This window comes from Streptomyces sp. NPDC053431 (assembly GCF_044544925.1).
Classification (GTDB): Bacteria; Actinomycetota; Actinomycetes; order Streptomycetales; family Streptomycetaceae; genus Streptomyces.
In genome coordinates this window covers 96,718-120,015 of record NZ_JBITXX010000010.1, presented here as the reverse complement: position 1 = coordinate 120,015, position 23,298 = coordinate 96,718, and the positions used below count along the sequence as shown (strand labels likewise).

General features: G+C 71.7%; 18 protein-coding genes and 1 riboswitch. Of the genes, 6 read left to right on the top strand and 12 right to left on the bottom strand.

The window, feature by feature from the left end:
* The first annotated feature begins 11 nt into the window (after positions 1–11).
* Positions 12–293 (top strand): HPr family phosphocarrier protein, encoded by a 282-nt coding sequence (locus ACIGXE_RS23285; RefSeq protein ID WP_128976898.1) that lies wholly within the window; start codon positions 12–14, stop codon positions 291–293.
* 281 nt (positions 294–574) lie between these two features.
* Here ACIGXE_RS23285 and ACIGXE_RS23280 read toward each other — a convergent pair whose 3' ends face one another.
* The 4 genes from ACIGXE_RS23280 to ACIGXE_RS23265 all read right to left on the bottom strand — a co-directional run bounded on the left by ACIGXE_RS23280 (position 575) and on the right by ACIGXE_RS23265 (position 5,318).
* Entirely contained in the window at positions 575–1,258 is a 684-nt protein-coding gene (locus ACIGXE_RS23280; RefSeq protein ID WP_399750332.1) for a GntR family transcriptional regulator, read from the bottom strand.
* Between the two features lie 158 nt (positions 1,259–1,416).
* Positions 1,417–2,187, bottom strand: a complete 771-nt coding sequence (locus tag ACIGXE_RS23275; protein WP_399750330.1) for a M23 family metallopeptidase — start codon at positions 2,185–2,187, stop codon at positions 1,417–1,419.
* 12 nt (positions 2,188–2,199) lie between these two features.
* Positions 2,200–2,366: riboswitch (cyclic di-AMP (ydaO/yuaA leader) on the bottom strand.
* A gap of 202 nt (positions 2,367–2,568) precedes the next feature.
* On the bottom strand, positions 2,569–3,936 hold the full coding sequence (locus ACIGXE_RS23270; RefSeq protein ID WP_399750558.1) for a M16 family metallopeptidase: 1,368 nt from the start codon (positions 3,934–3,936) through the stop codon (positions 2,569–2,571).
* 26 nt (positions 3,937–3,962) lie between these two features.
* Positions 3,963–5,318, bottom strand: coding sequence for a M16 family metallopeptidase (locus ACIGXE_RS23265; protein ID WP_399750328.1), 1,356 nt, complete (start codon positions 5,316–5,318; stop codon positions 3,963–3,965).
* A 181-nt stretch (positions 5,319–5,499) separates the two neighbouring features.
* Between ACIGXE_RS23265 and ACIGXE_RS23260 the strand changes: the two genes are divergently transcribed.
* Positions 5,500–7,956: a DNA topoisomerase (ATP-hydrolyzing) subunit A gene (locus tag ACIGXE_RS23260; protein WP_399750326.1), complete on the top strand. Its 2,457-nt coding sequence runs from the start codon at positions 5,500–5,502 to the stop codon at positions 7,954–7,956.
* A 69-nt stretch (positions 7,957–8,025) separates the two neighbouring features.
* Here ACIGXE_RS23260 and ACIGXE_RS23255 read toward each other — a convergent pair whose 3' ends face one another.
* Positions 8,026–8,685: a TetR/AcrR family transcriptional regulator C-terminal domain-containing protein gene (locus ACIGXE_RS23255; RefSeq protein ID WP_399750324.1), complete on the bottom strand. Its 660-nt coding sequence runs from the start codon at positions 8,683–8,685 to the stop codon at positions 8,026–8,028.
* Positions 8,686–8,777: 92 nt separating this feature from the next.
* Here ACIGXE_RS23255 and ACIGXE_RS23250 point away from each other — a divergent pair, with 92 nt between their 5' ends.
* Positions 8,778–10,214, top strand: a complete 1,437-nt coding sequence (locus ACIGXE_RS23250; RefSeq protein WP_399750322.1) for an FAD-dependent monooxygenase — start codon at positions 8,778–8,780, stop codon at positions 10,212–10,214.
* Positions 10,215–10,353: 139 nt separating this feature from the next.
* Here ACIGXE_RS23250 and ACIGXE_RS23245 read toward each other — a convergent pair whose 3' ends face one another.
* A complete protein-coding gene (locus ACIGXE_RS23245; protein ID WP_399750320.1) occupies positions 10,354–11,466 on the bottom strand; it encodes a CobW family GTP-binding protein in 1,113 nt (370 codons plus the stop codon).
* A 169-nt stretch (positions 11,467–11,635) separates the two neighbouring features.
* On the opposite strand from ACIGXE_RS23245, the gene ACIGXE_RS23240 reads away from it, so the two are divergent.
* The gene (locus tag ACIGXE_RS23240) at positions 11,636–13,315 is read left to right on the top strand and encodes an ATP-binding protein (RefSeq protein ID WP_399750318.1); all 1,680 of its coding nucleotides are present in this window, start codon (positions 11,636–11,638) and stop codon (positions 13,313–13,315) included.
* Positions 13,312–14,031: a response regulator gene (locus ACIGXE_RS23235; RefSeq protein ID WP_399750316.1), complete on the top strand. Its 720-nt coding sequence runs from the start codon at positions 13,312–13,314 to the stop codon at positions 14,029–14,031. Before ACIGXE_RS23240 ends, ACIGXE_RS23235 begins: the two co-directional genes overlap by 4 nt.
* A gap of 6 nt (positions 14,032–14,037) precedes the next feature.
* Here the strand turns inward: ACIGXE_RS23235 and ACIGXE_RS23230 are convergent, their stop codons facing one another.
* The 3 genes from ACIGXE_RS23230 to ACIGXE_RS23220 form a co-directional block, all read right to left on the bottom strand.
* On the bottom strand, positions 14,038–15,630 hold the full coding sequence (locus ACIGXE_RS23230) for a cation acetate symporter (protein ID WP_399750314.1): 1,593 nt from the start codon (positions 15,628–15,630) through the stop codon (positions 14,038–14,040).
* On the bottom strand, positions 15,627–16,106 hold the full coding sequence (locus tag ACIGXE_RS23225) for a DUF485 domain-containing protein (RefSeq protein WP_399750312.1): 480 nt from the start codon (positions 16,104–16,106) through the stop codon (positions 15,627–15,629). The genes ACIGXE_RS23230 and ACIGXE_RS23225 overlap by 4 nt, the downstream gene beginning before the upstream one ends.
* Positions 16,107–16,426: 320 nt before the next feature.
* Positions 16,427–18,544, bottom strand: a complete 2,118-nt coding sequence (locus ACIGXE_RS23220; protein WP_399750310.1) for a type IIA DNA topoisomerase subunit B — start codon at positions 18,542–18,544, stop codon at positions 16,427–16,429.
* A 429-nt stretch (positions 18,545–18,973) separates the two neighbouring features.
* On the opposite strand from ACIGXE_RS23220, the gene ACIGXE_RS23215 reads away from it, so the two are divergent.
* On the top strand, positions 18,974–19,204 hold the full coding sequence (locus ACIGXE_RS23215; protein ID WP_365340701.1) for a hypothetical protein: 231 nt from the start codon (positions 18,974–18,976) through the stop codon (positions 19,202–19,204).
* 121 nt (positions 19,205–19,325) lie between these two features.
* Here the strand turns inward: ACIGXE_RS23215 and ACIGXE_RS23210 are convergent, their stop codons facing one another.
* From ACIGXE_RS23210 to ACIGXE_RS23200, 3 genes are all read right to left on the bottom strand, one after another.
* A complete protein-coding gene (locus ACIGXE_RS23210) occupies positions 19,326–20,144 on the bottom strand; it encodes a serine protease (protein WP_399750307.1) in 819 nt (272 codons plus the stop codon).
* A 165-nt stretch (positions 20,145–20,309) separates the two neighbouring features.
* Positions 20,310–21,857, bottom strand: a complete 1,548-nt coding sequence (locus ACIGXE_RS23205; RefSeq protein ID WP_399750305.1) for an RNA polymerase sigma factor — start codon at positions 21,855–21,857, stop codon at positions 20,310–20,312.
* A gap of 428 nt (positions 21,858–22,285) precedes the next feature.
* Complete coding sequence (locus ACIGXE_RS23200) at positions 22,286–23,170, bottom strand: FadR/GntR family transcriptional regulator (RefSeq protein ID WP_399750303.1); 885 nt, start codon at positions 23,168–23,170, stop codon at positions 22,286–22,288.
* Positions 23,171–23,298 lie beyond the last annotated feature (128 nt).

Here is a 23,298-nt window from a genome sequence, read left to right as displayed (position 1 = left end):
GGGCAACCACCATGGCTGAGCGCCGCGTCAACGTCGGCTGGGCCGAGGGCCTGCACGCCCGTCCCGCCTCCATCTTCGTCCGTGCCGCCACGGCCGCCGGCGTCCCCGTGACGATCGCCAAGGCCGAAGGCAACCCGGTCAACGCCGCGTCCATGCTCGCGGTGCTCGGACTGGGTGCCCAGGGCGGCGAGGAGATCGTGCTCGCCTCGGACGCCGACGGCGCCGAGGCCGCGCTCGACCGCCTCGCGAAGCTGGTCGCCGAGGGTCTCGAGGAGCTTCCCGAGACCGTCTGACCCGTGTCCTCCCCGACGACGGATCACGAAGAAGCCGTGCCCACCCGCATTCCGGTGGCCACGGCTTCTTTCGTCGCGAGGCGTCACGGCTTCTTTCGCCTCGAAGTGGCCACGGCTTCTTTCGTCGCGAAATGCCACGGCCTCTTTCGCCGCGAGGAGTAATTCGGGCAGCGCGTATCGGTGCACGCTTACCCCGCCGCACACTCCGCCGACTCCGCGTCATCCGATTACGGCACTCACGCCGCACGGAATTCTTCGCCTCTTTGTATACGGCGCGCGTGTTAATTCCGAGGGCCGGCCGTGTTGACGACATGTTGCGAAACCCTCACACGAGGCCGCTCCGCCTGTTTCAGGCGGTGCAGCGGCCAGGCGTGCTCGGCATGAAGGGCGGTCAGCGCCCGGGCCCGCTCGGCGTCGCCGCGCGCGACCGCGTCCACGATGGCCCCGTGCTCGGCCCAGGCCTCGACGGGCCGCTCCGACGGCTCGACCGCGTACATCCAGGCGATCTTGTGCCGCAGCTGGGTGAGCAGCGCCGTGAGCGGCGGGCTGCCGGAGGCCTGCGCCAGGGTCTCGTGGAACCAGCCGCCCAGCGAGGCCAGGTCCTCGCCGCGGCCCCGCCTGGCCCGCTCCTGACCCAGCCTGACCAGGCCGCGCAGGACCTTCAGGTGGGCCTCGGTGCGCCGCTGCGCGGCCCGGGCGGCGCCCAGCGGCTCCAGCAGGGAGCGCATCTCGAGCAGATCGGCCGCCTCCTGCTCGGTGGGCTCGGCGACATGGGCGCCCGCGTGCCGGCGGCTCACCACGAAGCCCTCGGACTCCAGGGTGCGCAGGGCCTCGCGGACCGGGACGCGGGAGACGCCGTAGCGCCGGGCCAGCTGTTCCTCCGTCAGTCTGGCGCCCCGCGCGTACACCCCGGAGACGATGTCGTCCCGGATCGCCGTGCATACCGAGTGCGCGGGAACGCGCATGTCCGACCTCCGCTTTTGTCCGCGCGAAACACCGTCTCGCGGCGTCTGTCCGGCGACTCTATTGCAGGACGCCGGAATTTCCGATGCCGCCCGATGGAAAGGGACGCAAAAAAGCCCCGACTCGTTTCGAGCCGGGGCTTTCGTACGGGATTCGACCGTCAGACGTTCACGCCGCGGGAGCGGAGGTAGGCGATCGGGTTGATGTCCGTGCCGTACTCGGCTCCGGTGCGCGCCTCGAAGTGGAGGTGGGGGCCGGTGGAGTTGCCCGAGGAGCCGGAGACGCCGATCTGCTCTCCAGGGGTGACCTTCTGGCCGACGTGCACCTGGATCGCGGAGAGGTGGCCGTACTGCGTGTACGTGCCGTCGTTCATCCGGATCACGATGTTGTTGCCGTACGCGCCGCCCCAGCCGGCCTCGACGACGGTGCCGGAGCCGACGGAGACGACCTTGGTGCCGTAGGCGGCGTGGAAGTCGATGCCGGTGTGGCTGCCGGAGGACCAGAGCGAGCCGCCGGTCTTGTAGCCGGTGCTCACGTACGAGCCGGCCACGGGGAGCTGGAAGGACGCCAGGCGCTTGCGCTCGGCCTCGCGGGCGGCGCGCTCCTTGGCGGCGCGGATCTCCTTGGCTCGGGCCTCGGCCTTGCGCTTGGCCTCGGCGGCGGCCCTGGCGCGGGCGGCGGCCTCGTAGGCCTCCTTCTCCTGCGCGGCGGCCTGGACGTCGACCCGCTCGGCGAGGGACTCCTCGGTGATCACCTGGGTGAGACCGGTGTCCTCGACGGAGGGCTGCTCCGTGTCGGCGGCGAGCGCCGGGGAGGCGAGGGTGCCGATGACGCCGGTGGTGGCGAGGGTCGCCACGCCGGCGAAGCCCGCGCCACGGCGCGCCATTCGGCTCGGACCACGATGCTTCCCGGTGGCACGGGTGAACGCCATGTAGTGGCTGATCCTTTCCTTCCCTCTCGCCTACCGGGTTAGCTGACGGGTTCGGAGCAGGAAGGTCTCCTACGGGCCCCTCCGCGTCGCGCGAAGGCGTCCGATTCACCCCAGGGGACTACGTGTGGGTCCCCGGCTCCCCAGGCTCGCGCCTTGCGGGGACTCGGCGATGACTGTCCGTTGCCGCGGGTGCGGCGTCGTGCGTCGGCCGGACAGCCGGATCGACGCTAGGCGGATCTTCGGTCAATCGCCAAACAGAGCGCATGATTTGTAAGACATGCCACAGGGCATTCGATCACAGCCACCCTCAATACGGACAAAGGGGAGGACCCCGGCGAACCAGGTCGCCGGGGTCCTCGTCCGTGCGTGACGGCGGCTCAATCAGCCGGTGACGACGCGCACTTCACCGATGCCGAGGGCGCGCACCGGCTCCTCGATCTGCGCCGCGTCCCCGACCAGGACGGTGACGAGCCGGTCCACCGGGAAGGCGTTGACCACGGCCGCGGTCGCCTCCACGGTGCCCGTCTCGGCCAGACGCGCGTACAACTGGGCCTGGAAGTCGTCGGGCAGGTGCTGCTCGACCTGGTCGGCGAGCGTGCCGGCGACGGAGGCGGCCGTCTCGTACTTGAGCGGGGCGACGCCCACCAGGTTCTGCACCGCGACATCGCGCTCGGCGTCCGTCAGGCCCTCGGCGGCGAGGGTGCGCAGCACCTTCCACAGGTCGTCAAGTGCCGGACCGGTGTTGGGGGTGTCGACGGAACCGCTGATGGCGAGCATCGACGCGCCGTGGCCCGCGCCGTCGGAGCGCAGCACCTGGCCGAAGGCGCGCACGCCGTAGGTGTAGCCCTTCTCCTCGCGCAGGACGCGGTCGAGCCGGGAGGTGAGGGTGCCGCCGAGGCAGTACGTGCCGAGCACCTGGGCCGGCCACACGCGGTCGTGGCGGTCGGCGCCGACGCGGCCGATGAGCAGCTGCGTCTGCACTGCGCCCGGGCGGTCCACGATGACGACCCGGCCGGTGTCGTCGGCGGTGACCGGCGGCATCGGGCGCGGCGCGGCCGGGGCGCCGGTCCAGGCGCCCAGGGTGTCGTCGAGCACCTTGTCCAGGTCGACGCCGGTGAGGTCGCCGACGACCACGGCGGTGGCCGCGGCCGGCCGCACGTGCGCGTCGTAGAAGGCGCGGACGGCGGCGGCGTCGATGGCCTCGACGGTCTCCTCGGTGCCCTGGCGCGGCCGGGACATGCGCGCGGTGGCCGGGAACAGCTCCTTGGAGAGCTGCTTGGCCGCGCGGCGGGCCGGGTTGGCCGTCTCGTGCGGGATCTCGTCGAGCCGGTTGCGCACCAGGCGCTCGATCTCGGACTCGGCGAACGCCGGGGCGATCAGGGCCTCGGAGAGCAGGCCGAGCGCCTTGGGCAGCCGGGAGACCGGGACCTCGAGGGAGACCCGTACGCCGGGGTGGTCGGCGTGCGCGTCGAGGGTGGCTCCGCAGCGCTCCAGCTCGGCCGCGAACTCCTCGGCCGAGTGCTGGTCGGTGCCCTCGGACAGGGCGCGGGCCATGATCGTGGCGACGCCGTCCAGGCCCTCGGGCTCGGCGTCGAGCGGGGCGTCGAGGAAGATCTCGACGGCGACGACCTGCTGGCCGGGGCGGTGGCAGCGCAGCACGGTCAGGCCGTTGTCGAGAGCGCCGCGCTCGGGGGCGGGGAAGGCCCAGGGCTTGGCCGCGCCCGGCTGGGGCTGCGGGTGGAAGGTCATGCTCGTCAAAGACGCGGCAGCGTCGGTCACTGGTCCGCTCCCTCTTCCTCGTCGCTGTCGCTGTCGTCGGCGCTGTCCGGGCTCACCGGCTCGTAGACCAGGACGGCGCGGTTGTCCGGGCGCAGCCGGGCCTTGGCGACCTCCTGCACCTCCTCGGCGGTGACGTCGAGGACCCGGTTGACGGCGGTGAGGGCCAGCTGCGGGTCGCCGAACAGCACCGCGTAGCGGCACAGTTCGTCGGCGCGGCCGGCGACCGTGCCGAGCCGGTCCAGCCATTCGCGCTCCAGCTGGGCCTGGGCGCGCTCCATCTCCTCGGGCGTCGGGCCCTCGGCGGCGAACCGCGCCAGCTCCTCGTCGACGGCCGTCTCGATCTGCGGGACCTCGACGCCGCCGGAGGTCTTCACGTCCAGCCAGCCCAGCGAGGGCGCTCCGGCGAGCCGCAGCAGGCCGAAGCCGGCCGCCACGGCGGTGCGGTCGCGGCGGACCAGCCGGTTGTGGAGGCGGGAGGACTCGCCGCCGCCGAGGATGGTCAGCGCCAGGTCGGCCGCGTCGCACGCGCGCGTGCCGTCGTGCGGCAGGCGGTAGGCGGCCATCAGCGCGCGGGCCGGGACCTCCTCCTCGACGACCTCGCGGAGCTGCTCGCCGATGACCTCGGGCAGGTCGCCGGGGCGCGGCTCGGGCTTGCCGTCGTGGCCGGGGATGGAGCCGAAGTACTTCTCGACCCAGGCGAGGGTCTGCGCCGGGTCGATGTCGCCGACGACCGACAGCACGGCGTTGTTCGGCGCGTAGTACGTGCGGAAGAAGTTCCGCGCGTCTTCGAGGGTGGCGGCGTCCAGGTCGGCCATCGAGCCGATGGGGGTGTGGTGGTACGGGTGGCCGTCGGGGTACGCGAGGGCGGTGAGGCGCTCGAACGCGGTGCCGTAGGGCACGTTGTCGTAGCGCTGGCGGCGCTCGTTCTTGACGACGTCCCGCTGGTTCTCCATGGACTCGTCGTCGAGGGCCGCGAGCAGCGAGCCCATGCGGTCGGCCTCCAGCCAGAGCGCCAGCTCCAGCTGGTGCGCGGGCATGGTCTCGAAGTAGTTGGTGCGCTCGAAGCTCGTCGTGCCGTTGAGCGAGCCGCCGGCGCCCTGCACCAGCTCGAAGTGTCCGTTGCCGTGGACCTGCTTCGAGCCCTGGAACATCAGGTGCTCGAAGAGGTGGGCGAGCCCGGTGCGGCCCTGGACCTCGTGCCGTGAGCCGACGTCGTACCAGAGGCAGACCGCGGCGACCGGGGTCAGGTGGTCCTCGGACAGCACCACGCGCAGGCCGTTGGCCAGCCGGTGCTCGGTCGCTGTCAGGCCGCCGGAGCCGGCCTCGGCCGTGGCCGTGTGACCCATGGGCATGTACGTCCCTTCGATCGCGGTGTGGAAAAGTCCTGCCACTGTATGCAAGCGCGCCGACACCTGGCGAAGTTCCCGCCCGTTCGTGATGTCCCTCTTCCGGGTCGAGGTCGGCGTTGTCGGTGGCACGGTCCACAATGGTCCGCGTCAGATCAACCTTGTTGGTGAAGGAGCCGCAGCCGCGATGGCCCGCCGCAGCACGAAGACACCGCCGCCGGACGACGCGTTCGAGGAGCGAATCCTCGACATCGACGTCGTTGACGAGATGCAGGGCTCCTTCCTCGAGTACGCGTACTCGGTGATCTACTCCCGCGCGCTGCCCGACGCCCGCGACGGCATGAAGCCCGTGCAGCGCCGCATCGTCTACCAGATGAGCGAGATGGGTCTGCGGCCCGAGCGCGGCTTCGTCAAGTGCGCCCGTGTCGTCGGCGAGGTCATGGGCAAGCTGCACCCGCACGGCGACGCGTCGATCTACGACGCGATGGTCCGCATGGCGCAGCCGTTCTCCATGCGCCTGCCGCTCGTCGACGGCCACGGCAACTTCGGCTCCCTGGGCAACGACGACCCGCCGGCCGCCATGCGGTACACGGAGTCGCGGATGGCCCCGGCCGCGCTGCTGATGACGGAGTCCATCGACGAGGACACGGTCGACTTCGCGCCGAACTACGACGGCCAGGAGCAGGAGCCCGTCGCCCTCCCGGCGGCGTATCCGAACCTGCTGGTCAACGGCGCGTCCGGGATCGCGGTCGGCATGGCGACGAACATGCCCCCGCACAACCTGGGCGAGGTCGTCGCGGCCGCCCGGCATCTGATCCGCTACCCGAACGCCGATCTGGAAGCGCTGATGCGCTTCGTGCCGGGCCCCGACCTGCCCACCGGCGGCCGGATCGTCGGCCTGTCCGGCATCAAGGACGCGTACGAGACGGGCCGCGGCACGTTCAAGATCCGCGCGACGGCCACCGTGGAGACGGTGACGGCCCGCCGCAAGGGCATCGTCGTCACCGAACTGCCCTTCACCGTCGGCCCCGAGAAGGTCATCTCCAAGATCAAGGACCTGGTCGGCTCGAAGAAGCTCCAGGGCATCGCCGACGTCAAGGACCTCACCGACCGCAACCACGGCCTGCGCCTGGTCATCGAGGTGAAGAACGGCTTCGTGCCGGAGGCCGTCCTGGAGCAGCTGTACAAGCTGACGCCCATGGAGGAGTCCTTCGGCATCAACAACGTGGCGCTGGTCGACGGCCAGCCGCTCACGCTGGGCCTGAAGGAGCTCCTGGAGGTCTACCTCGACCACCGCTTCGACGTCGTCCGGCGCCGCTCCGAGTACCGCCGCGGCAAGAAGCGCGACCGGCTCCACCTGGTGGAGGGTCTGCTCGTCGCGCTCCTCGACATCGACGAGGTCATCCGGCTGATCCGCGAGAGCGAGAACTCGGCGGAGGCCAAGCAGCGCCTGATGGAGCGCTTCTCGCTGAGCGAGATCCAGACGCAGTACATCCTGGACACCCCGCTGCGCCGGCTGACCAAGTTCGACCGGCTGGAGCTGGAGAGCGAGCGCGACCGCCTCAACGGCGAGATCGACGAGCTGACCGGGATCCTGGAGTCCGACGCGGAGCTGCGCAAGCTGGTCTCGGCGGAGCTGGCGGCGGTCGCGAAGAAGTTCGCCACCGACCGGCGCACGGTCCTGCTCGAGTCGGCGGGCGCGCCGGTCGCGGCCGTGTCCCTGGAGGTCGCGGACGACCCGTGCCGGGTGCTGCTGTCCTCGACGGGTCTGCTGGCCCGTACGGTGACCGAGGCGCTCCCGCCCGCCGAGGACGGCAAGCGGACCAAGCACGACGTGATCGTCTCGGCGGTGGCGGCGACCCAGCGTGGTGACGTGGGTGTGGTCACGTCGGCCGGCCGGCTGCTGCGGCTCGCGGTGATCGACCTGCCGCAGCTCCCCGACACCGCGACGGCGCCCAACCTGGCGGGCGGCGCGCCGCTGTCGGAGTTCGTCTCCCTGGAGGCGGACGAGACCGTGGTGTGCCTGACGACCCTCGAGGAGGCCTCGCCCGGTCTGGCGCTCGGCACGCTGCAGGGTGTGGTCAAGCGTGTGGTGCCGGACTACCCGGCGAACAAGGACGAGCTGGAGGTCATCACCCTCAGGGACGGTGACCGGATCGTCGGCGCGACCGAGCTGCGGACGGGCGAGGAGGACCTGGTCTTCATCACCTCCGACGCCCAGCTGCTGCGCTATCCGGCCTCCCAGGTGCGGCCGCAGGGCCGGCCCGCCGGCGGTATGGCGGGCATCAAGCTGGCGGCGGGCGCCGAGGTCATCTCGTTCACCGCGGTGGACCCGGCGGTGGAGGCCGTGGTGTTCACGGTGGCCGGTGCGACGGGCACGCTGGACTCCTCGGCCGGCACGTCGGCGAAGCTGACCCCGTTCGACCAGTACCCGCGCAAGGGCCGCGCGACCGGTGGCGTCCGCTGCCAGCGCTTCCTGAAGGGCGAGGACGTCCTGATCCTGGCCTGGGCGGGCGCCGCCCCGGCCCGTGCCGCGCAGAAGAACGGCATGCCGGCCGAGCTTCCCGAGCTCGACCCGCGCCGGGACGGCTCGGGCACGCCGCTGGCCAAGCCGGTGGACGTATTGGCCGGTCCGACGAGCTAGGCGGCCCGGAGTCCCGCTTCGTACGCCCCCTGTCCCGCGCGAGTGCGCGGGGCGGGGGGCGTCGTCGTGTCAGGCGTCGGCGAAGTAGGTCGCCTCGATCCCGGCGACGATCAGGCGCAGCCCCTCCTCGAAGCGGCTGTCGTAGTCGGTGAAGATCTCCGCCCCGGCGGCCGCCGCGAGCGGGAACTCGGCGAGGCGTTCCGCGCGCTCGGTGACGTCGAAGCCCTGCCGGGGCTCGCCGGGGACGGGCTCGGTGCCCTGTTCCTCGGTGACGAAGCCGAGCGTGTACATGTACGCGGTGGTGCTGGCCCGGACCGCGTCGCGCAGCGTGAAGCCCGCGTCGACGAGGGCGCCGAGCTGCTCCTCCATGTCGGCGGCGTGGTCGGTGCCGGTGAACCGGGCGCCGCTGTAGACCTTGGCGCCGTCGCGATAGCGCAGCAGGCCGGCGCGCAGGCCCCGGTTGGCCGCGAGGAGGCGCTCCTGCCAGCTCACGTCGCCGGCGGGGCGGGCCGCGGGGTCGGCGACCATCCGCCGGTACATCACGGTCGCCATCTCGTCGAGCAGCGCCTGCTTGTTCTTGAAGTGCCAGTAGAGCGCGGGTGCCTGGACGTTCAGTTCCTGGGCGATGGCGCGCAGGGTCAGTCCGTCGAGCCCCCGCTCGTTCAGCAGGCGCAGGGCGGTCTCCGCCACTGTCTCGGGTTGCAGCCGGGTCGTCTTCTTGGTCGCCACCCCGTCACGTTATCCCCTTGACAGCTTAACGGCGTTAAGGGGATGCTCTTCCCGTCGGAACTTAACGACGTTAAGGAAACGGGAGGAGCGGCATGGACACGGACGTCGTCATCGTCGGAGCGGGGCCCACGGGACTGGTGCTGGCCATCGACCTGGTCCGCCGCGGGGTGCGCGCGGTGCTCGTCGAGAAGGGCGAGGGGCTGTTCCCCGGCTCGCGGGGCAAGGGCCTGCAGCCGCGGAGCCTGGAGGTCCTCGACGACCTCGGCGTGCTGCCCGCCGTCCAGGAGGCGGGCTCGCTCTATCCGCGGATGCTCGGCTGGGAGGGCGCCGAGCGCCTCGCCGAGTGGGACATGCTGGCGCGCTCGCAGCCCACGGAGCAGGTTCCGTACGCGAACACGCTGCTCATCCCGCAGTTCCGCACCCAGGAGCTGCTGCACGAGCGGCTCACCGAGCTCGGCGGCGACGTCCGGTTCGGCACCGCCCTCACCGGGCTCCGCCGGTCCGAGGACGGCGTCGAGGCGGATCTCTCCACCGGTGAGACGCTGCGCGCCGCCTATCTGGTGGCGGCCGACGGCGGGCGCTCCACGATCCGCAAGGCGCTCGGCATCGGGATGACGGGCGAGACCGTGGATCCCCGTCCGATGCTCGTCGCGGACGTCCGCCTCTCCCCCGACGCGATCGTCGACCGGGGCAACTGGCACATCTGGCTCAAGGCCCCGGGCGGCGCCGTGGCGCTGTGCCCGCTGCCCGGGGGCGACCGGTTCCAGCTCATCGCCGGCTTCGAGGACGGGACGGCGGCCGTGGACACCGCTCCCGAGGCGGTGCGCACGCTCCTCACCACCCGCACCCCGCTGACCGGGGCCGACGTCGTCGAGGTGCTCTGGGCCTCGGACTTCCGCGCCCGCGCGGCGATGGCCGACCGGTTCCGCGCGGGCCGGGTCTTCCTGGCGGGCGACGCGGCCCATGTGCACTCCCCGGCCGGCGGTCAGGGCCTCAACACCAGCGTCCAGGACGCCTACAACCTGGGCTGGAAGCTCGGACAGGTGCTGCGGCACGGCGCTCCGGCGGCCCTGCTCGACTCGTACGAGGCCGAGCGGATGCCCGTCGCCGCCGACGTCCTCGGCATCAGCACCCGTCTCCACCGGGCGAGCTCGGAGGGCGGGGGCGCCCAGCGCGGCGAGGAGGTCCAGCAGCTCACGCTCGGATACCGCGACTCGACGCTCGCCGTGGAGACCCGCGACGGACTCGCCGAGGACGCGCTGCGCGCGGGCGACCGCGCACCGGACGGACCGTACGGCGAGGCGCGCCTCTTCGACGTCTTCCGGGGACCGCACTTCACCCTGCTCGCGGTCGGCGTCCCGCTCCCGGCACCGGCCTCGGGGCACGTGCGCACGGCCCGCCTCGACGCGTACGAGTCATACGGCACGGGCCTCTTCCTGATACGCCCGGACGGCTACGTGGGCTGGGCCGGCGCGACCCCGGACGGCGTCGACGACTACCTGGCCGCCGTCGGCGCGGTCCTGGCCTAGCCCCGGGGTCGATGCCCGTCTCCGCCGCCCGGCCGAGGCGGACCGCTCCGCGGGGGGATGTCCGGCCCGGTCGGCCCGGCCGGCCTGGACCCATGCCGAGAGTGCACACCCTGCCCGAGGTCCCAGGCTCGGACGGGCGTCAGCCCGCCCAGGGCGGCTCGGCGGCCCCCGTCTCGTCCTCGTCGCCGGTCACGTTCGGCTCGGCCGTCTCCGGCTCGTCCTCGTTGCCCGTCACATAGCGAAGGACGCCCCACATGCTGGGCTCGTCCGGCACGTCCTGGGGGCCGTCGAGCTCGCAGGCGGCCAGCTGCTTGCGGAGCGCCGCCGCGTCCACCCCGGAGCCGATGAGGACGAGCTGGGTGAGACGCTCCTCGCCGGCCGGCCACGGCTCCGGGTAGAAGCGCAGGAAACGGCCGACCGCGTGGACGAGATAGCGGTTGGCCGGGTCGGCGGCGCCGAAGTCGACGAAGCCCTTGATCCGGTAGAGGCCCTCGGGCCGGGAGTCGAGGAAGGCCATCAGCCGGCGCGGGTGCAGCGGGGTCGCGGACGTCAGCGAGACCGTCTCGTAGGCCGCGTGCGGGTGGGCGTGCGCGTCGTCCTCGGGGCCGTACAGGATGTCCTCGATCGACATCTGGCCCGCGATCTCGTCCTCGGGCACGACCCGGTCGAAGAGCAGCTCCGGGTCGATCCGCCCGTGCGCCGCCTCGACCACCGCCGCCCGCGGGGCGATCCCGGCGACCGTCTTCCGTACGGTGCGGAGCTCCTCCGGCGGCACCCGGTCGGCCTTGTTGACGACGACGAGGTCGGCGACCGCGAGATGGCGGTCGGTCTCCGGGTGGCGGGCGCGGGTCGCGGCGAACTCGGCCGAGTCCACCACCTCGACCAGACCGCCGTAGACGATCCGCTCGTTGTCGCTGGCCAGGACCATGCGGACGAGCTCCTGCGGCTCGGCGAGGCCGCTCGCCTCGATCACGATCACGTCCAGCCGGAGCTCGGGGCGGGTCAGCACCTCCAGGTACTCGTCGAGCTCGCTCGCGTCCACCGCGCAGCACAGGCAGCCGTTTCCCAGCGAGACGGTGGAGCCGACCTGGCCGGCCACCGTCATCGCGTCGATGCCGATGTCACCGAAGTCGTTGACCATGACCCCGATCCGCGTCCCGCGCGCGCTGCGCAGCAGATGGTTGAGCAGGGTGGTCTTCCCCGCCCCGAGAAACCCGGCCAGGACGACGACGGGGATCTGCTGGCTGGTCAAGGGTCATGCCTCCGGACCGTCGGTGCGTACGGGTGGTGTCCGCGGTCGGTCCCGCGGCCGCGAAGGCTTCAGGATAGGCAGGCCCCGGCGCGGATCCGGGCAGCGCCGGTCCCCTCGGGGCGGAAGCGGTATTTCCGGTCGGCCTCCTCGTCCCCGTACCTTTTCCGTCATGAGCCCCGGATCGAGCCCCTCCGCGCGGCCGCCCGGCCGCCGGCGCAGGTTCGGGTGGCCCAGGCGGGTGTTCTCGCAGGTCCTGCTGATGCAGCTGGCCATCGCGACCGGTGTGACGGTGCTCGCGACCGGCCTGTTCCTGGCCCCGCTCAGCGCCCAGCTCGACGACCAGGCGATGCGCCGTGCCCTCGCCATCGCCCAGACCACGGCCTCGCCGCGGGTCGCCGCCGAGGTGGCGACGACCCGGCCGTCCGCCCAGGGGCCCGTGCAGGCGGAGGCGGAGCGCATCCGGCGCTCGACCGGCGCCGAGTACGTGGTCGTGATGGACACCCACGGGGTCCGCTGGTCGCACACCGACCCGGAGCGGATCGGCAGGGTGGTCTCCACCGATCCGAGCGACGTGCTCGCGGGCTACGCGGTCATGGAGATCGACAGCGGCACTCTCGGGCGTTCGGCCCGGGGCAAGGCGCCGCTGCGGGACTCCCGGGGCGAGATCGTCGGCGCGGTCTCGGTCGGCATCGAGTACGACAGCGTCCGCGACCGGCTCGTGGCCGCCATCCCCGGCCTCCTCCGGTACGCCGGCGGCGCCCTGGCGGCGGGCGCGCTCGCCGCGTACCTGATCTCGCGCCGGCTCCAGCGGCAGACCCACGACCTGGCCTTCTCCGACATCTCGGCGCTGCTCGCCGAGCGGGAGGCGATGCTGCACGGCATCCGCGAGGGCGTCGTGGCCCTCGACCGGACCGGCCGGATCCGGCTGATGAACGACGAGGCGCAGCGACTCCTCGGGCTCGGCCCCGAGGCCACCGGACGCCCGCTGGAGGACGTGCTGGGCGAGGGCCGTACGGCCGATGTGCTCGCGGGCCGGGCCACCGGCGAGGACCTCGTCACCGTGCGCGGCAGCCGGGTGCTGATCGCCAACCGGATGCCCACGGACGACGGCGGCGCCGTCGCCACCCTCCGCGACCGCACCGAGCTGGAGCGGCTCGGCCGCGAGCTGGACTCGACGCGCGGCCTGATCGACGCGCTGCGCGCCCAGGACCACGAGCACGCCAACCGGATGCACACCCTGCTCGGGCTGCTCGAACTGGAGATGTACGACGAGGCGGCCGACTTCGTCACCGAGGTGGTCGGCGTGCACCGCGCCACGGCCGAGCAGGTCACCGAGAAGGTCCACGACCCGCTGCTCGCCGCGCTCCTCGTCGGCAAGGCCGCCGTCGCCGCCGAGCGGGGCGTCTCGCTGCGCATGGCGGCCGGCTCGCTCCTCCCGGACCGGCTCGTCGACCCCCGCGAGCTGGTCACCGTCGTCGGCAATCTCGTCGACAACGCCCTGGACGCCGCCTCCGGCAGCCGCCACGCGCGCGTGGAGGTGGATCTGCGGGCCGAGGGCCGGACGGTCGTGCTGCGGGTGGCGGACAGCGGCCCCGGTGTGCCCGACGAGCGGCGCGAGCTGATCTTCACCGAGGGCTGGAGCACCAAGGAACCTCCGGCGCACGGCAAGCGCGGTCTGGGCCTCGCCCTGGTGCGCCGCCTCGCGGAGCGCCGCGGCGGCAGCGCCCGGGTCGCCACCGGCGCGGACGGGGGCGCCGCGTTCACCGTGGTCCTGCCGGAGGCACTGGCGGACGCCGGACCCGGCACCGACGGATCGCCGGTGCCCGCCCCGGCCGGGGAGGAGCGATGACCGCGGACCCGGCGGCGATCGGTGTCCTCGTCGTCGACGACGACGAGCGGGTGGCGCGGATCAACGCCGCCTACGTGGCCAAGGTGCCCGGCTTCCGGGTGGTCGGCATCGCCCACTCGGCGGCCGAGGCGCTGGCCCGCAGCGCCGAACTCGCCGAGGCCGATACCCCGGTGGAGCTGATCCTGCTCGACCACTACCTGCCGGACGGCAACGGGCTCGCGGTCGTCCGCGAGCTGCGCGCCCTCGGCCGGCCGTGCGACGTGATCATGGTGACCGCGGCCCGTGACGTGGCCACCGTCCAGGCGGCGATGCGCCACGGAGCGCTGCAGTACCTGGTGAAGCCGTTCAGCTTCGCGGGCCTGCGGGCCAAGCTGGAGGCGTACGCGGAGCTGCGGCGCACCCTGGACGGCGGCGGCGAGGCGGAACAGGCCGAGGTGGACCGGATCTTCGCGGCGCTGTCGGCGGGCGCGGTCGAGCCCGAGCTGCCGAAGGGCCACTCCCCCACGACGGCCGAGCTGGTGCGGCAGGTACTGCTCGCGGCGGACGGGCCGCTGTCGGCGCAGGAGATCGCGGAGCGCGCCGGGGTGAGCCGGCAGACCGCCCAGCGCTATCTCAAGCTCCTGGAGCGCACCGCCCGGGTGCGGCTCTCGCTGAAGTACGGCGAGACGGGCCGCCCCGAGCACCGGTACGTCTGGGCCGCCTCGGCGGCGCGCTGAGCGTGCTCAGACGGCCCCGGCGCCGGTGAGCGCCCGGACCTCGGTCTCGGCGTGCCGGGCCTCGTCCGGCGGCTCGCTCGAGGTGACGGTGCCGAGCCAGCCCGCGAGGAAGCCCAGCGGGATGGAGACCACGCCGGGGTTCTGCAGCGGGAAGAGCTGGAGGTCGGCTCCCGGGAAGAGCGACTCGGGGCTGCCGGAGACGACGGGCGAGACCACCACGAGCAGCACCGCGGGGATCAGCCCTCCGTACACCGACCAGACCGCGCCGCGGGTGGTGAACCTGCGCCAGAACAGCGAGTAGAGCAGCACGGGCAGGTTCGCGGAGGCGGCGACGGCGAAGGCGAGGCCCACGAGGAAGGCCACGTTGAGGTCGCGGGCGAGCAGCCCGAGCCCGATCGCGGCGACCCCGATCCCGGCGGCGGCGCACCGGGCGACGGTGACCTCGCTGACCTGCCGCGCGTGCCGGCGGCACAGCGAGGCGTAGAGGTCGTGCGCGACGGACGCCGAGGAGGCGAGGGTGATGCCGGCGACGACGGCCAGGATGGTGGCGAAGGCCACGGCGGCGACCACCGCGAAGAGCACGGTGCCGCCGGTGGATCCCGCGCCGCCGCCGAGGTCGAGGGCGAGCAGCGGTACGGCGGTGTTGCCCGCGGCGTTGGAGGCGCGGACGGCATCGGGCCCGACGAGGGCGGCGGCGCCGAAACCGAGCACGATCGTCATCAGGTAGAAGCTGCCGATGAGGCCGATGGCCCAGACGACGGAACGGCGGGCGGCGCGCGCCGTGGGCACGGTGTAGAAGCGGGACAGGATGTGCGGGAGTCCGGCGGTGCCGAGGACGAGGGCGATCCCGAGGCTGACGAAGTCCAGGCGGGCGGCCCAGTCGCCGCCGTAGCGCAGTCCTGGGGCGAGGAAGTCCCGGCCGTGTCCGCTGCGTTCGGCGGCGGCGGTGAGCAGCTGGTCGACGTCGCCGTGGAAGCGGACCAGGACGAGCACCGTGAGGGCGATCGTGCCCGCCATGAGGAGCACGGCCTTGACGATCTGGATCCAGGTGGTGGCCCGCATGCCGCCGAGCGTCACGTACACGACCATGAGCGCCCCGACGCCGATCACCGTCCAGGAGCGGGCCGCGTCGCTGGTGCCGCCGAGCAGCAGGGCCACGAGGCTTCCGGCACCCACCATCTGGGCCACCAGGTACAGCACGGAGACGGTGACGGAGGAGGCGCCGGCCGCGATGCGGACCGGGCGCTCGGCCATCCGGGAGGCGACCACGTCGGCGAGGGTGAACCGGCCGCAGTTGCGGACGAGTTCGGCGACCAGCAGGAGCACCACGAGCCAGGCGACGAGGAAGCCGACCGAGTACAGCATCCCGTCGTAGCCGAACAGCGCGATGAGGCCGGAGATGCCGAGGAAGGAGGCGGCGGACATGTAGTCGCCGGCGATGGCGAAGCCGTTCTCCAGGGGCGAGAACAGGCGGCCGCCGGCGTAGAACTCCTCGGCGGAGCCGCGCCGGTTACGGCTGACCCAGGTGGTGATCCCCAGGGTGACCGCGATGAACGCGCTGAACAGCAGCAGCGCCAGGGTCTGGTGGTTCTCGCTCACGGCCGCACCCCCCGGGTCATCTCCTGGGTGTCCCAGCGCAGTTCGAGGGCGGCCCGGTCCCGGCGCAGCCGGGCGTGCCGGGCGTAGGCCCAGGTCAGCAGGAAGGTGGTGGCGAACTGGGCGAGTCCGGCGACCATGGCGACGTTGACCGCTCCGGCGACGGGGCGGGCCATGAGGCCGGGCGCGGCGGTCGCGGCGACCACGTACGCCAGGTACCAGAGGAGGAAGGCGGCGGCGGCCGGGAAGACGAACCGGCGGTAGCGGCCGCGCACCTCCTGGAAGGCGGGGCTGCGCTGGACCTCCAGGTAGATGTCGGCGGTGGTCGGCGCGCTCGGCTGCCGGGGCAGGGCGCCCGGCGTCGCGGCGGGGTCCTCGGGACCGCCCGCTTCGTGCTCGCCCCAGCCCGCCGCCAGCTCGTCGTACCAGGGATCGTCGATCCGCACCGCCGCGGGGTCGCGCCCTTCCTGCTTCTCCACCGGTGAACTCTCCTTGTCAGCGAACCGTTTCGGCCGCGTGCCCAAGGATGGACAGAGCGGGAAGATCCCGGACTCTTCTCCCGCCTCTCTTCACCCCATTGTGTGATGCCGCCCCCGACATGCCTGACCGGCCCGTCCGACAGTCGTATCGGGCGGGCCGGTCAGGGCGGGTCGGTCATGTGCCGGCGTGGGCGCCGGGGCGTGGGCGCCGGTGGCCGCGCCCGCCGGGCACGCACGGGGGTGCCGGGGGCGCGGGTCCGGGCGCCGACGTCAGGCGTCGGGCCTCAGGTGTCGGTCGGGCGTCGGGCGTCGGTCGGGCGTCAGGCGTCGATGCGCGAGCGGTCGAGGGTCGCCGCGGAGCTGGTGATGAACTCCTTGCGGGGCGCCACGTCGTTGCCCATCAGCAGGTCGAAGACCTGCTCGGCCGCCTCCAGGTCGCCGATGTTGATCCGGCGCAGGGTGCGGTGGCGCGGGTCCATGGTGGTCTCCGCCAGCTGGTCGGCGTCCATCTCACCGAGGCCCTTGTAGCGCTGGATGGAGTCCTTGTAGCGGACCCCCTTGCGCTGGAACTCGAGCAGGGTCTGGCGCAGCTCGTTGTCCGAGTACGTGTAGACGTACTTGTCCTGGCCCTTCTTGGGCTGGACCAGCTCGATGCGGTGCAGCGGCGGCACGGCGGCGAAGACGCGTCCCTGCTCGACCATGGGCCGCATGTAGCGCTGGAACAGGGTCAGCAGCAGGGTGCGGATGTGGGAGCCGTCGACGTCGGCGTCGGTCATCATGATGACCTTCCCGTACCGGGCGGCGTCGATGTCGAAGGTGCGGCCCGAGCCAGCCCCTATGACCTGGATGATCGCTCCGCACTCGGCGTTCTTGAGCATGTCCGAGACGGAGGACTTCTGGACGTTGAGGATCTTGCCCCGGATCGGCAGCAGGGCCTGGAACTCGCTGTTGCGGGCGAGCTTGGCGGTGCCGAGCGCGGAGTCTCCCTCGACGATGAAGAGCTCGCTGCGCTCGACGTCGTCGCTGCGGCAGTCGGCCAGCTTGGCCGGCAGCGAGGAGGACTCCAGGGCGGTCTTCCTGCGCTGCGCCTCCTTGTGCTGGCGGGCCGCGATCCGGGTACGGGCCGCGGCGACGGCCTTCTCCAGGACGGCGCGGGCCTGGGCCTTGGCGTCACGCTTGGTGGAGGTCAGGAACGCCTTGAGTTCCTTGCTCACCACGTTGGCCACGATCCGGCGGGCCGCCGAGGTGCCGAGCACCTCCTTGGTCTGGCCCTCGAACTGCGGCTCGGCGAGGCGCACGGTGACGACGGCGGTCATGCCTTCGAGGGCGTCGTCCTTGACGATGTCGTCCTCGGCGACGCGCAGCATCTTGCCGGCGCGCAGGACCTCGTTGACCGTCTTGGTGATCGCCTGCTCGAAGCCGGAGACGTGGGTGCCGCCCTTGGGCGTGGCGATGATGTTGACGAAGGACCGGACGGTGGTGTCGTAGCCGGTGCCCCAGCGCAGGGCGACGTCGACGCCGAGCTCGCGGGTGACCTCGGTCGGGGTCATGTGGCCGCGGTCGTCGAGGACCGGGACGGTCTCCTTGAAGGTGCCCTGGCCGGTGAGGCGCAGCACGTCGCAGACGGCCTTGTCCTGGGCGAGGAACTCGCAGAACTCGCTGATGCCGCCGTCGAAGCGGAACGTCTCCTCGCTCTTGCCGATCCCGTCCAGGTCGCGCTCGTCACGGACGACGATGGTGAGGCCGGGGACGAGGAAGGCGGTCTGGCGGGCGCGCTGGTGCAGCGTCTCCAGGGAGAGCTTGGCGTCCTTGAGGAAGATCTGCCGGTCCGCCCAGTAGCGCACCCGGGTGCCCGTGCGGGTCTTGGGGACGCGCTTGCCCTTGAGGAGGCCGCCCGAGGGGTCGAAGGGGCTGTCGGGGCCCTGCTCGGTGAAGATGCCCGGCACGCCGCGGCGGAAGCTGATCGCGTGCGTCGCGCCGTTGCGGTCGACCTCGACGTCGAGGCGGGCGGAGAGCGCGTTCACCACGGAGGCACCCACACCGTGCAGACCGCCGGAGGCCGCGTAGGAGCCGCCGCCGAACTTTCCGCCGGCGTGCAGCTTGGTCATGACGACCTCGACACCGGAGAGGCCGGTCTTCGGCTCGACGTCCACGGGGATGCCACGGCCGTTGTCCCGGACCTCGACCGAGCCGTCGTCGTGGAGGATGACGTCGATGTGGTCGCAGTAGCCGCCGAGGGCCTCGTCGACGGAGTTGTCGATGATCTCCCAGAGGCAGTGCATCAGACCACGGCTGTCCGTGGACCCGATGTACATACCCGGACGCTTGCGAACCGCTTCGAGCCCTTCGAGGACGAGCAGATGCCGAGCGGTGTAGTTGGAACCGTCACGGTCTGCGGTCAGCAGCGCACTGGACGGCACGGACTTCTCGGCGGTCACGCGGTTCGCTCCTCGCTGAATTTGAAATCTGGCCCGGTGGGTAAGGCCCGGCGTCGGTCACCGGTCAGAGGGTACCGATGCCTGGTAGAGCCGTTGTCACGCCACCCTCTTGATTCCTCATGCTAGTCCAGGGTCGCATGGATGTTCGATCCCTCGATGGGGTGACGCGAACATCACGTTCCCTTCCAGGCATGAACCATTTAGGGTTCGGGCACGTCCTCATGAACAACCGGCAACCCGCCGGAGGGACACGACCACACACAGCAATGCGAAACCCGTAGAGCGAAGCAATACGGCTCATTCGCCGCCAACCGGCAGCAGACAGCCACCTTGAAGAACTTTCGAGGAAAAGGCACGAGCGGGAACGTTTTCGGCCTGGTTGGATGTTGACCCTGGTACGACAGCTCGTCGAGCTAGAGAAGAGGCGACGTGACTACTGTTCTGACCCCCGCGAGCCCCCTGACGGCCGCTGACCGCTGCGACCGATGCGGCGCCCAGGCTTACCTGCGTGTCGTCCTTGTCAGCGGCGGTGACTTGCTCTTCTGCGCCCACCACGGGCGCAAGTTCGAGCCGGAACTCAAGAAGATCGCCGCAGAGATACAGGACGAGACCGACCGGCTCACCGACGTGCCGGCGCGCACCATGGGCGACGAGCACTGACGCCTCGCATCCACGACGAGCGAAGTGCCGGTCCCTGACGACCGGCCGACGGGCGGCCACTCCCGCCGTTCAAGGGGGGTGGCCGCCCGTTCTCGTACCGTCACGACGTGACGACGGACAGTCAGAAGCGTTGTGGCAGCACTGCCGACACCCGGGTGTAGACCCCCGGGTTCTCGGCCTGACCGCACCCGCTCCCCCAGGAGACGAGGCCGATCAGCCGCCCCCGCGCCACCAGCGGGCCCCCGCTGTCCCCCTGGCACGCGTCCCGGCCGCCGTTCGGATCCCCGGCGCAGAGCATGTCCTCGCCGCGGTACGAGACGCCCAAGCCGCCCGGGTACGCCCGCTCGCAGGCGCTGTCCGGCAGCACCTGCACCTGGGCCGAGCGCAGGGACATCGCGTAGGAGCCGTTGCCGGTCATGTCCCCCCACCCGTACACGGTCGCCGGCGTCCCGGCCCTCGTCGCCGGGTCCTTCGGGCCGGCCACGGCGATCACGTACGACGTCGGCAGCGCCTTCTCGAGCGTGAGCACCGCCAGATCGCCGGAGTTGCTCCTCGGGTCGTAGCCCGGGTTCACCCAGGTGTCGCCGACCCTGACCTCCTGGCCGCCGTGTCCGCGCAAGGACGTGCGTCCCGCGATCACCGTGAAGTCGGAGAGCTGCCACGGCTCTCCGCCCAGCACGTCACGGCCCAGGCAGTGGGCCGCCGTGAGGACCTTCGTCGGGGCCACGACCACCCCTCCGCAGAACTGCCCTGCCCGCATACCCCCGAACCGGTCACGACTGGACAGCGCGACGACCCAGGGGGCCTCGGTGATGCGGGTCGGCTGCCCGCCGACCACGACGCTGTCGGCGGACGCGGGGGCCGAGGCGGCGAGCGGTGCCACGGCCGCCGCGATCAGGCCCAGGGCACCGGTCATTGCTCGGGCGATGGGACGACGCATGGAGCCTCCTGACTCTCCGGTGATGTCGGTTCACCCAGCGTCGTCCAGGCGCGCCCGCCGTGCACCCGCGCGCACGCCGAAGGGCCCGGCTCCCCACGCGGGGAACCGGGCCCTTCGTTCGTCGTACGGGCCCTCGGCCGGACGAGTCCCTGAGCGGGTCCCGTATCAGTCGAGGTAGTCGCGCAGCACCTGCGAACGCGACGGGTGACGCAGCTTCGACATGGTCTTCGACTCGATCTGACGGATGCGCTCACGCGTCACGCCGTAGACCTTGCCGATCTCGTCGAGGGTCTTCGGCTGACCGTCGGTGAGGCCGAAGCGCATGGAGACGACGCCGGCCTCACGCTCGGAGAGCGTGTCGAGGACGGAGTGCAGCTGCTCCTGCAGAAGCGTGAAGCTGACCGCGTCGGCCGGGACGACCGCCTCGGAGTCCTCGATGAGGTCACCGAACTCGCTGTCGCCGTCCTCGCCCAGCGGGGTGTGCAGCGAGATCGGCTCACGGCCGTACTTCTGGACCTCGATGACCTTCTCCGGGGTCATGTCGAGCTCCTTCGCCAGCTCCTCCGGGGTGGGCTCGCGGCCCAGGTCCTGGAGCATCTGGCGCTGCACACGGGCGAGCTTGTTGATGACCTCGACCATGTGCACCGGGATACGGATGGTGCGGGCCTGGTCGGCCATGGCGCGGGTGATCGCCTGACGGATCCACCAGGTGGCGTACGTGGAGAACTTGTAGCCCTTGGTGTAGTCGAACTTCTCGACGGCGCGGATCAGACCCAGGTTGCCTTCCTGGATCAGGTCCAGGAAGAGCATGCCGCGGCCGGTGTAGCGCTTGGCCAGCGAGACCACCAGACGGAGGTTGGCCTCCAGGAGGTGGTTCTTGGCGCGGCGGCCGTCCTCGGCGATGATCTCCAGCTCGCGCTTGAGCTTCGGCGCCAGCTTGTCGGAGTTCGCCAGCTTGTCCTCGGCGAACAGACCGGCCTCGATGCGCTTGGCGAGCTCGACCTCCTGCTCGGCGTTGAGCAGCGGGACCTTGCCGATCTGCTTCAGGTAGTCCTTGACCGGGTCCGCGGTGGCACCGGCGACGGCGACCTGCTGCGCCGGTGCGTCGTCCTCGTCCTCGTCGGACAGGACGAAGCCCTTGCTCTCGCCCTCGGCCTCTTCGTCGTCCTTGCCGGGCGCGACGTCCTCGAGCAGCTCCTCGCCCTCGAGCAGCTCGTCGTCCTCGCCCTTCTTGGCCGTGGTCTTCTTGGCCGCCGTCTTCTTGGCGACGGTCTTCTTGGCCACCGTCTTCTTGGCGACGGTCTTCTTCGCCGCGGCCTTCTTGGCCGGGGCTCCGGCCTCGTCGGCCGGGTCCGCGCTCTCGGCCGCCGGGGCCGCGGTGGCGGCCGAGACGGTCTTCGTCACGGTCGTCCTGGCGGTGACGGTCTTGGTGGCGGTGCGCTTGGCCGGGCTCTTCGCTGCGACGCTCTTGCGGGCGCGCTTCGGCGACTCCGCTGCACTGACCATCAGCGTCACACCCTCTTCCTCGAGGATCTGATTGAGGCTGCGCAGAACATTCTTCCACTGGGTTGGCGGAATCTGGTCAGCCTCGAAGGCCCGACGCACGTCATCGCCGGCGATCTGCCCATCAGCCTTTCCCCGCTCGATGAGCGCCATCACAGACTCGGACTCGGCGATCTCCGGCGGGAGCGTACGGGATGTGCTGGCCGACACGAACAACCTCTCGGAACGATGGAAAACGGCTTCCGGCCCCGCCCTGGATCAGGCTGGAGCCGACGACCGACGGCCAGGAGTGTGCCGACGGCGCGGGCTGGACCGGGGAACTGCACAGCGCCCTGAGCGGCTGCTGTATTCCTTCCTCGGCTGTCACCTCTTAGGTCATCGCGCGGCTTCGAGGAGTGTTACGCCCGATCCGCGTGGCCCGAGTCACACCTCATTTGCGACGAATCCACCATGAAACCTCCGGAACGCGACACAATCAAGGGGTTCGGACCGGCCGATTCCGGTCCCACCTTCCACGGTCGCACCTTCGCGCCGCCAGACCCGGGCGCACCCGGGGGCGGTTTCCCGCCCCCGGGTGCCGCTCGGGTCCGGCGGCACGCGGCGCGGGTGTGACGGCGCTCCTGGCCACGACGGGGGGATCAGTGCTCGCGGGGAGCCGGAACGACGCGCTCCACCTCGGGGTGGACGGTCAGCAGCTGGCGCATGGCCGACTCGGCGGCGGTGGCGTCCCCGGCGGCGAGTGCGTCGACGATCCGGGCGTGGTGGGCGAGGCAGCTCTCGTTCGGCCGGTCGCAGCCGGTGGCGGGCGCCCCGGACACCTGGAGGGCCGCGGTGACGATGCCGGAGAGGTGCTCCAGCATGCGGTTGCCGGCGAGCTGGATGAGGAGGGCGTGGAACTCGGCGTCGGCGCGGGAGAAGGTGATGCCGTCGCCCTGCGCGTACGCGTGGCCCATGATCTCGACCATGTCGGAGAGGCGCTGCTGGATGTCCTCACGGCCGTGTCCGGCGGCGAGCCGAGCGGCGAGGGGCTCGATGGTCCAGCGCAGCTCGTTGAGCTCACGACGCTGGTCGTCGCGCTGTGGGCCGAAGGCGCGCCACTCGATGATGTCGGGGTCGAGCAGGTTCCAGTCGCTGACCGGCCGGACCCGGGTGCCGACGTTGGGGCGGGCGCTGACCAGACCCTTGGCCTCGAGCACCCGCAGCGACTCGCGGACGACGGTGCGCGAGACCTCGAAGCGCTGGCCGATCTCCTCGGGGACGAGGGGGCGGTCGGCGCCGAGGTCGCCGGAGACGATCATCTGGCCGAGCTGCTGGACGAGCTGTCCGTGCAGACCGCGGCCGCGACTGCCGGCGGTCCTGCGGCCGACCCGGCCGAGGTCTTCCGTCGCCTCCCAGACGGGCGGACCGACGCGGTCGGCTCCGGGCGCCTCCGCGTAGGGGTAGCGGTCGAGGTCGCCCGGGGCGCCGAGGCCGGACTCGACGGGGCGGGCGGGGGTCATCATCGTGTGCGCAAGGGTACTCACGCATCCTTTGTCGGCGTGGCTCTCGTGCCCCTTGAGGTCTTTGGTGAAAAGCACACGAAAGGGTGATCGGCACCCCCTACACAATTGACGATTAATCGGACATAGAGGGCATTTTTTAAGGCAGTTGC

What these genes read in the sequence shown, in the direction of transcription:
- ACIGXE_RS23285 (WP_128976898.1), top strand. Translation starts at nt 12, where the DNA reads ATGGCTGAGCGCCGCGTCAACGTCGGCTGGGCCGAGGGCCTGCACGCC.
- ACIGXE_RS23280 (WP_399750332.1), bottom strand. Translation starts at nt 1,258, where the DNA reads ATGCGCGTTCCCGCGCACTCGGTATGCACGGCGATCCGGGACGACATC.
- ACIGXE_RS23275 (WP_399750330.1), bottom strand. Translation starts at nt 2,187, where the DNA reads ATGGCGTTCACCCGTGCCACCGGGAAGCATCGTGGTCCGAGCCGAATG.
- ACIGXE_RS23270 (WP_399750558.1), bottom strand. Translation starts at nt 3,936, where the DNA reads ATGACCTTCCACCCGCAGCCCCAGCCGGGCGCGGCCAAGCCCTGGGCC.
- ACIGXE_RS23265 (WP_399750328.1), bottom strand. Translation starts at nt 5,318, where the DNA reads ATGCCCATGGGTCACACGGCCACGGCCGAGGCCGGCTCCGGCGGCCTG.
- ACIGXE_RS23260 (WP_399750326.1), top strand. Translation starts at nt 5,500, where the DNA reads ATGGCCCGCCGCAGCACGAAGACACCGCCGCCGGACGACGCGTTCGAG.
- ACIGXE_RS23250 (WP_399750322.1), top strand. Translation starts at nt 8,778, where the DNA reads ATGGACACGGACGTCGTCATCGTCGGAGCGGGGCCCACGGGACTGGTG.
- ACIGXE_RS23240 (WP_399750318.1), top strand. Translation starts at nt 11,636, where the DNA reads ATGAGCCCCGGATCGAGCCCCTCCGCGCGGCCGCCCGGCCGCCGGCGC.
- ACIGXE_RS23235 (WP_399750316.1), top strand. Translation starts at nt 13,312, where the DNA reads ATGACCGCGGACCCGGCGGCGATCGGTGTCCTCGTCGTCGACGACGAC.
- ACIGXE_RS23210 (WP_399750307.1), bottom strand. Translation starts at nt 20,144, where the DNA reads ATGCGTCGTCCCATCGCCCGAGCAATGACCGGTGCCCTGGGCCTGATC.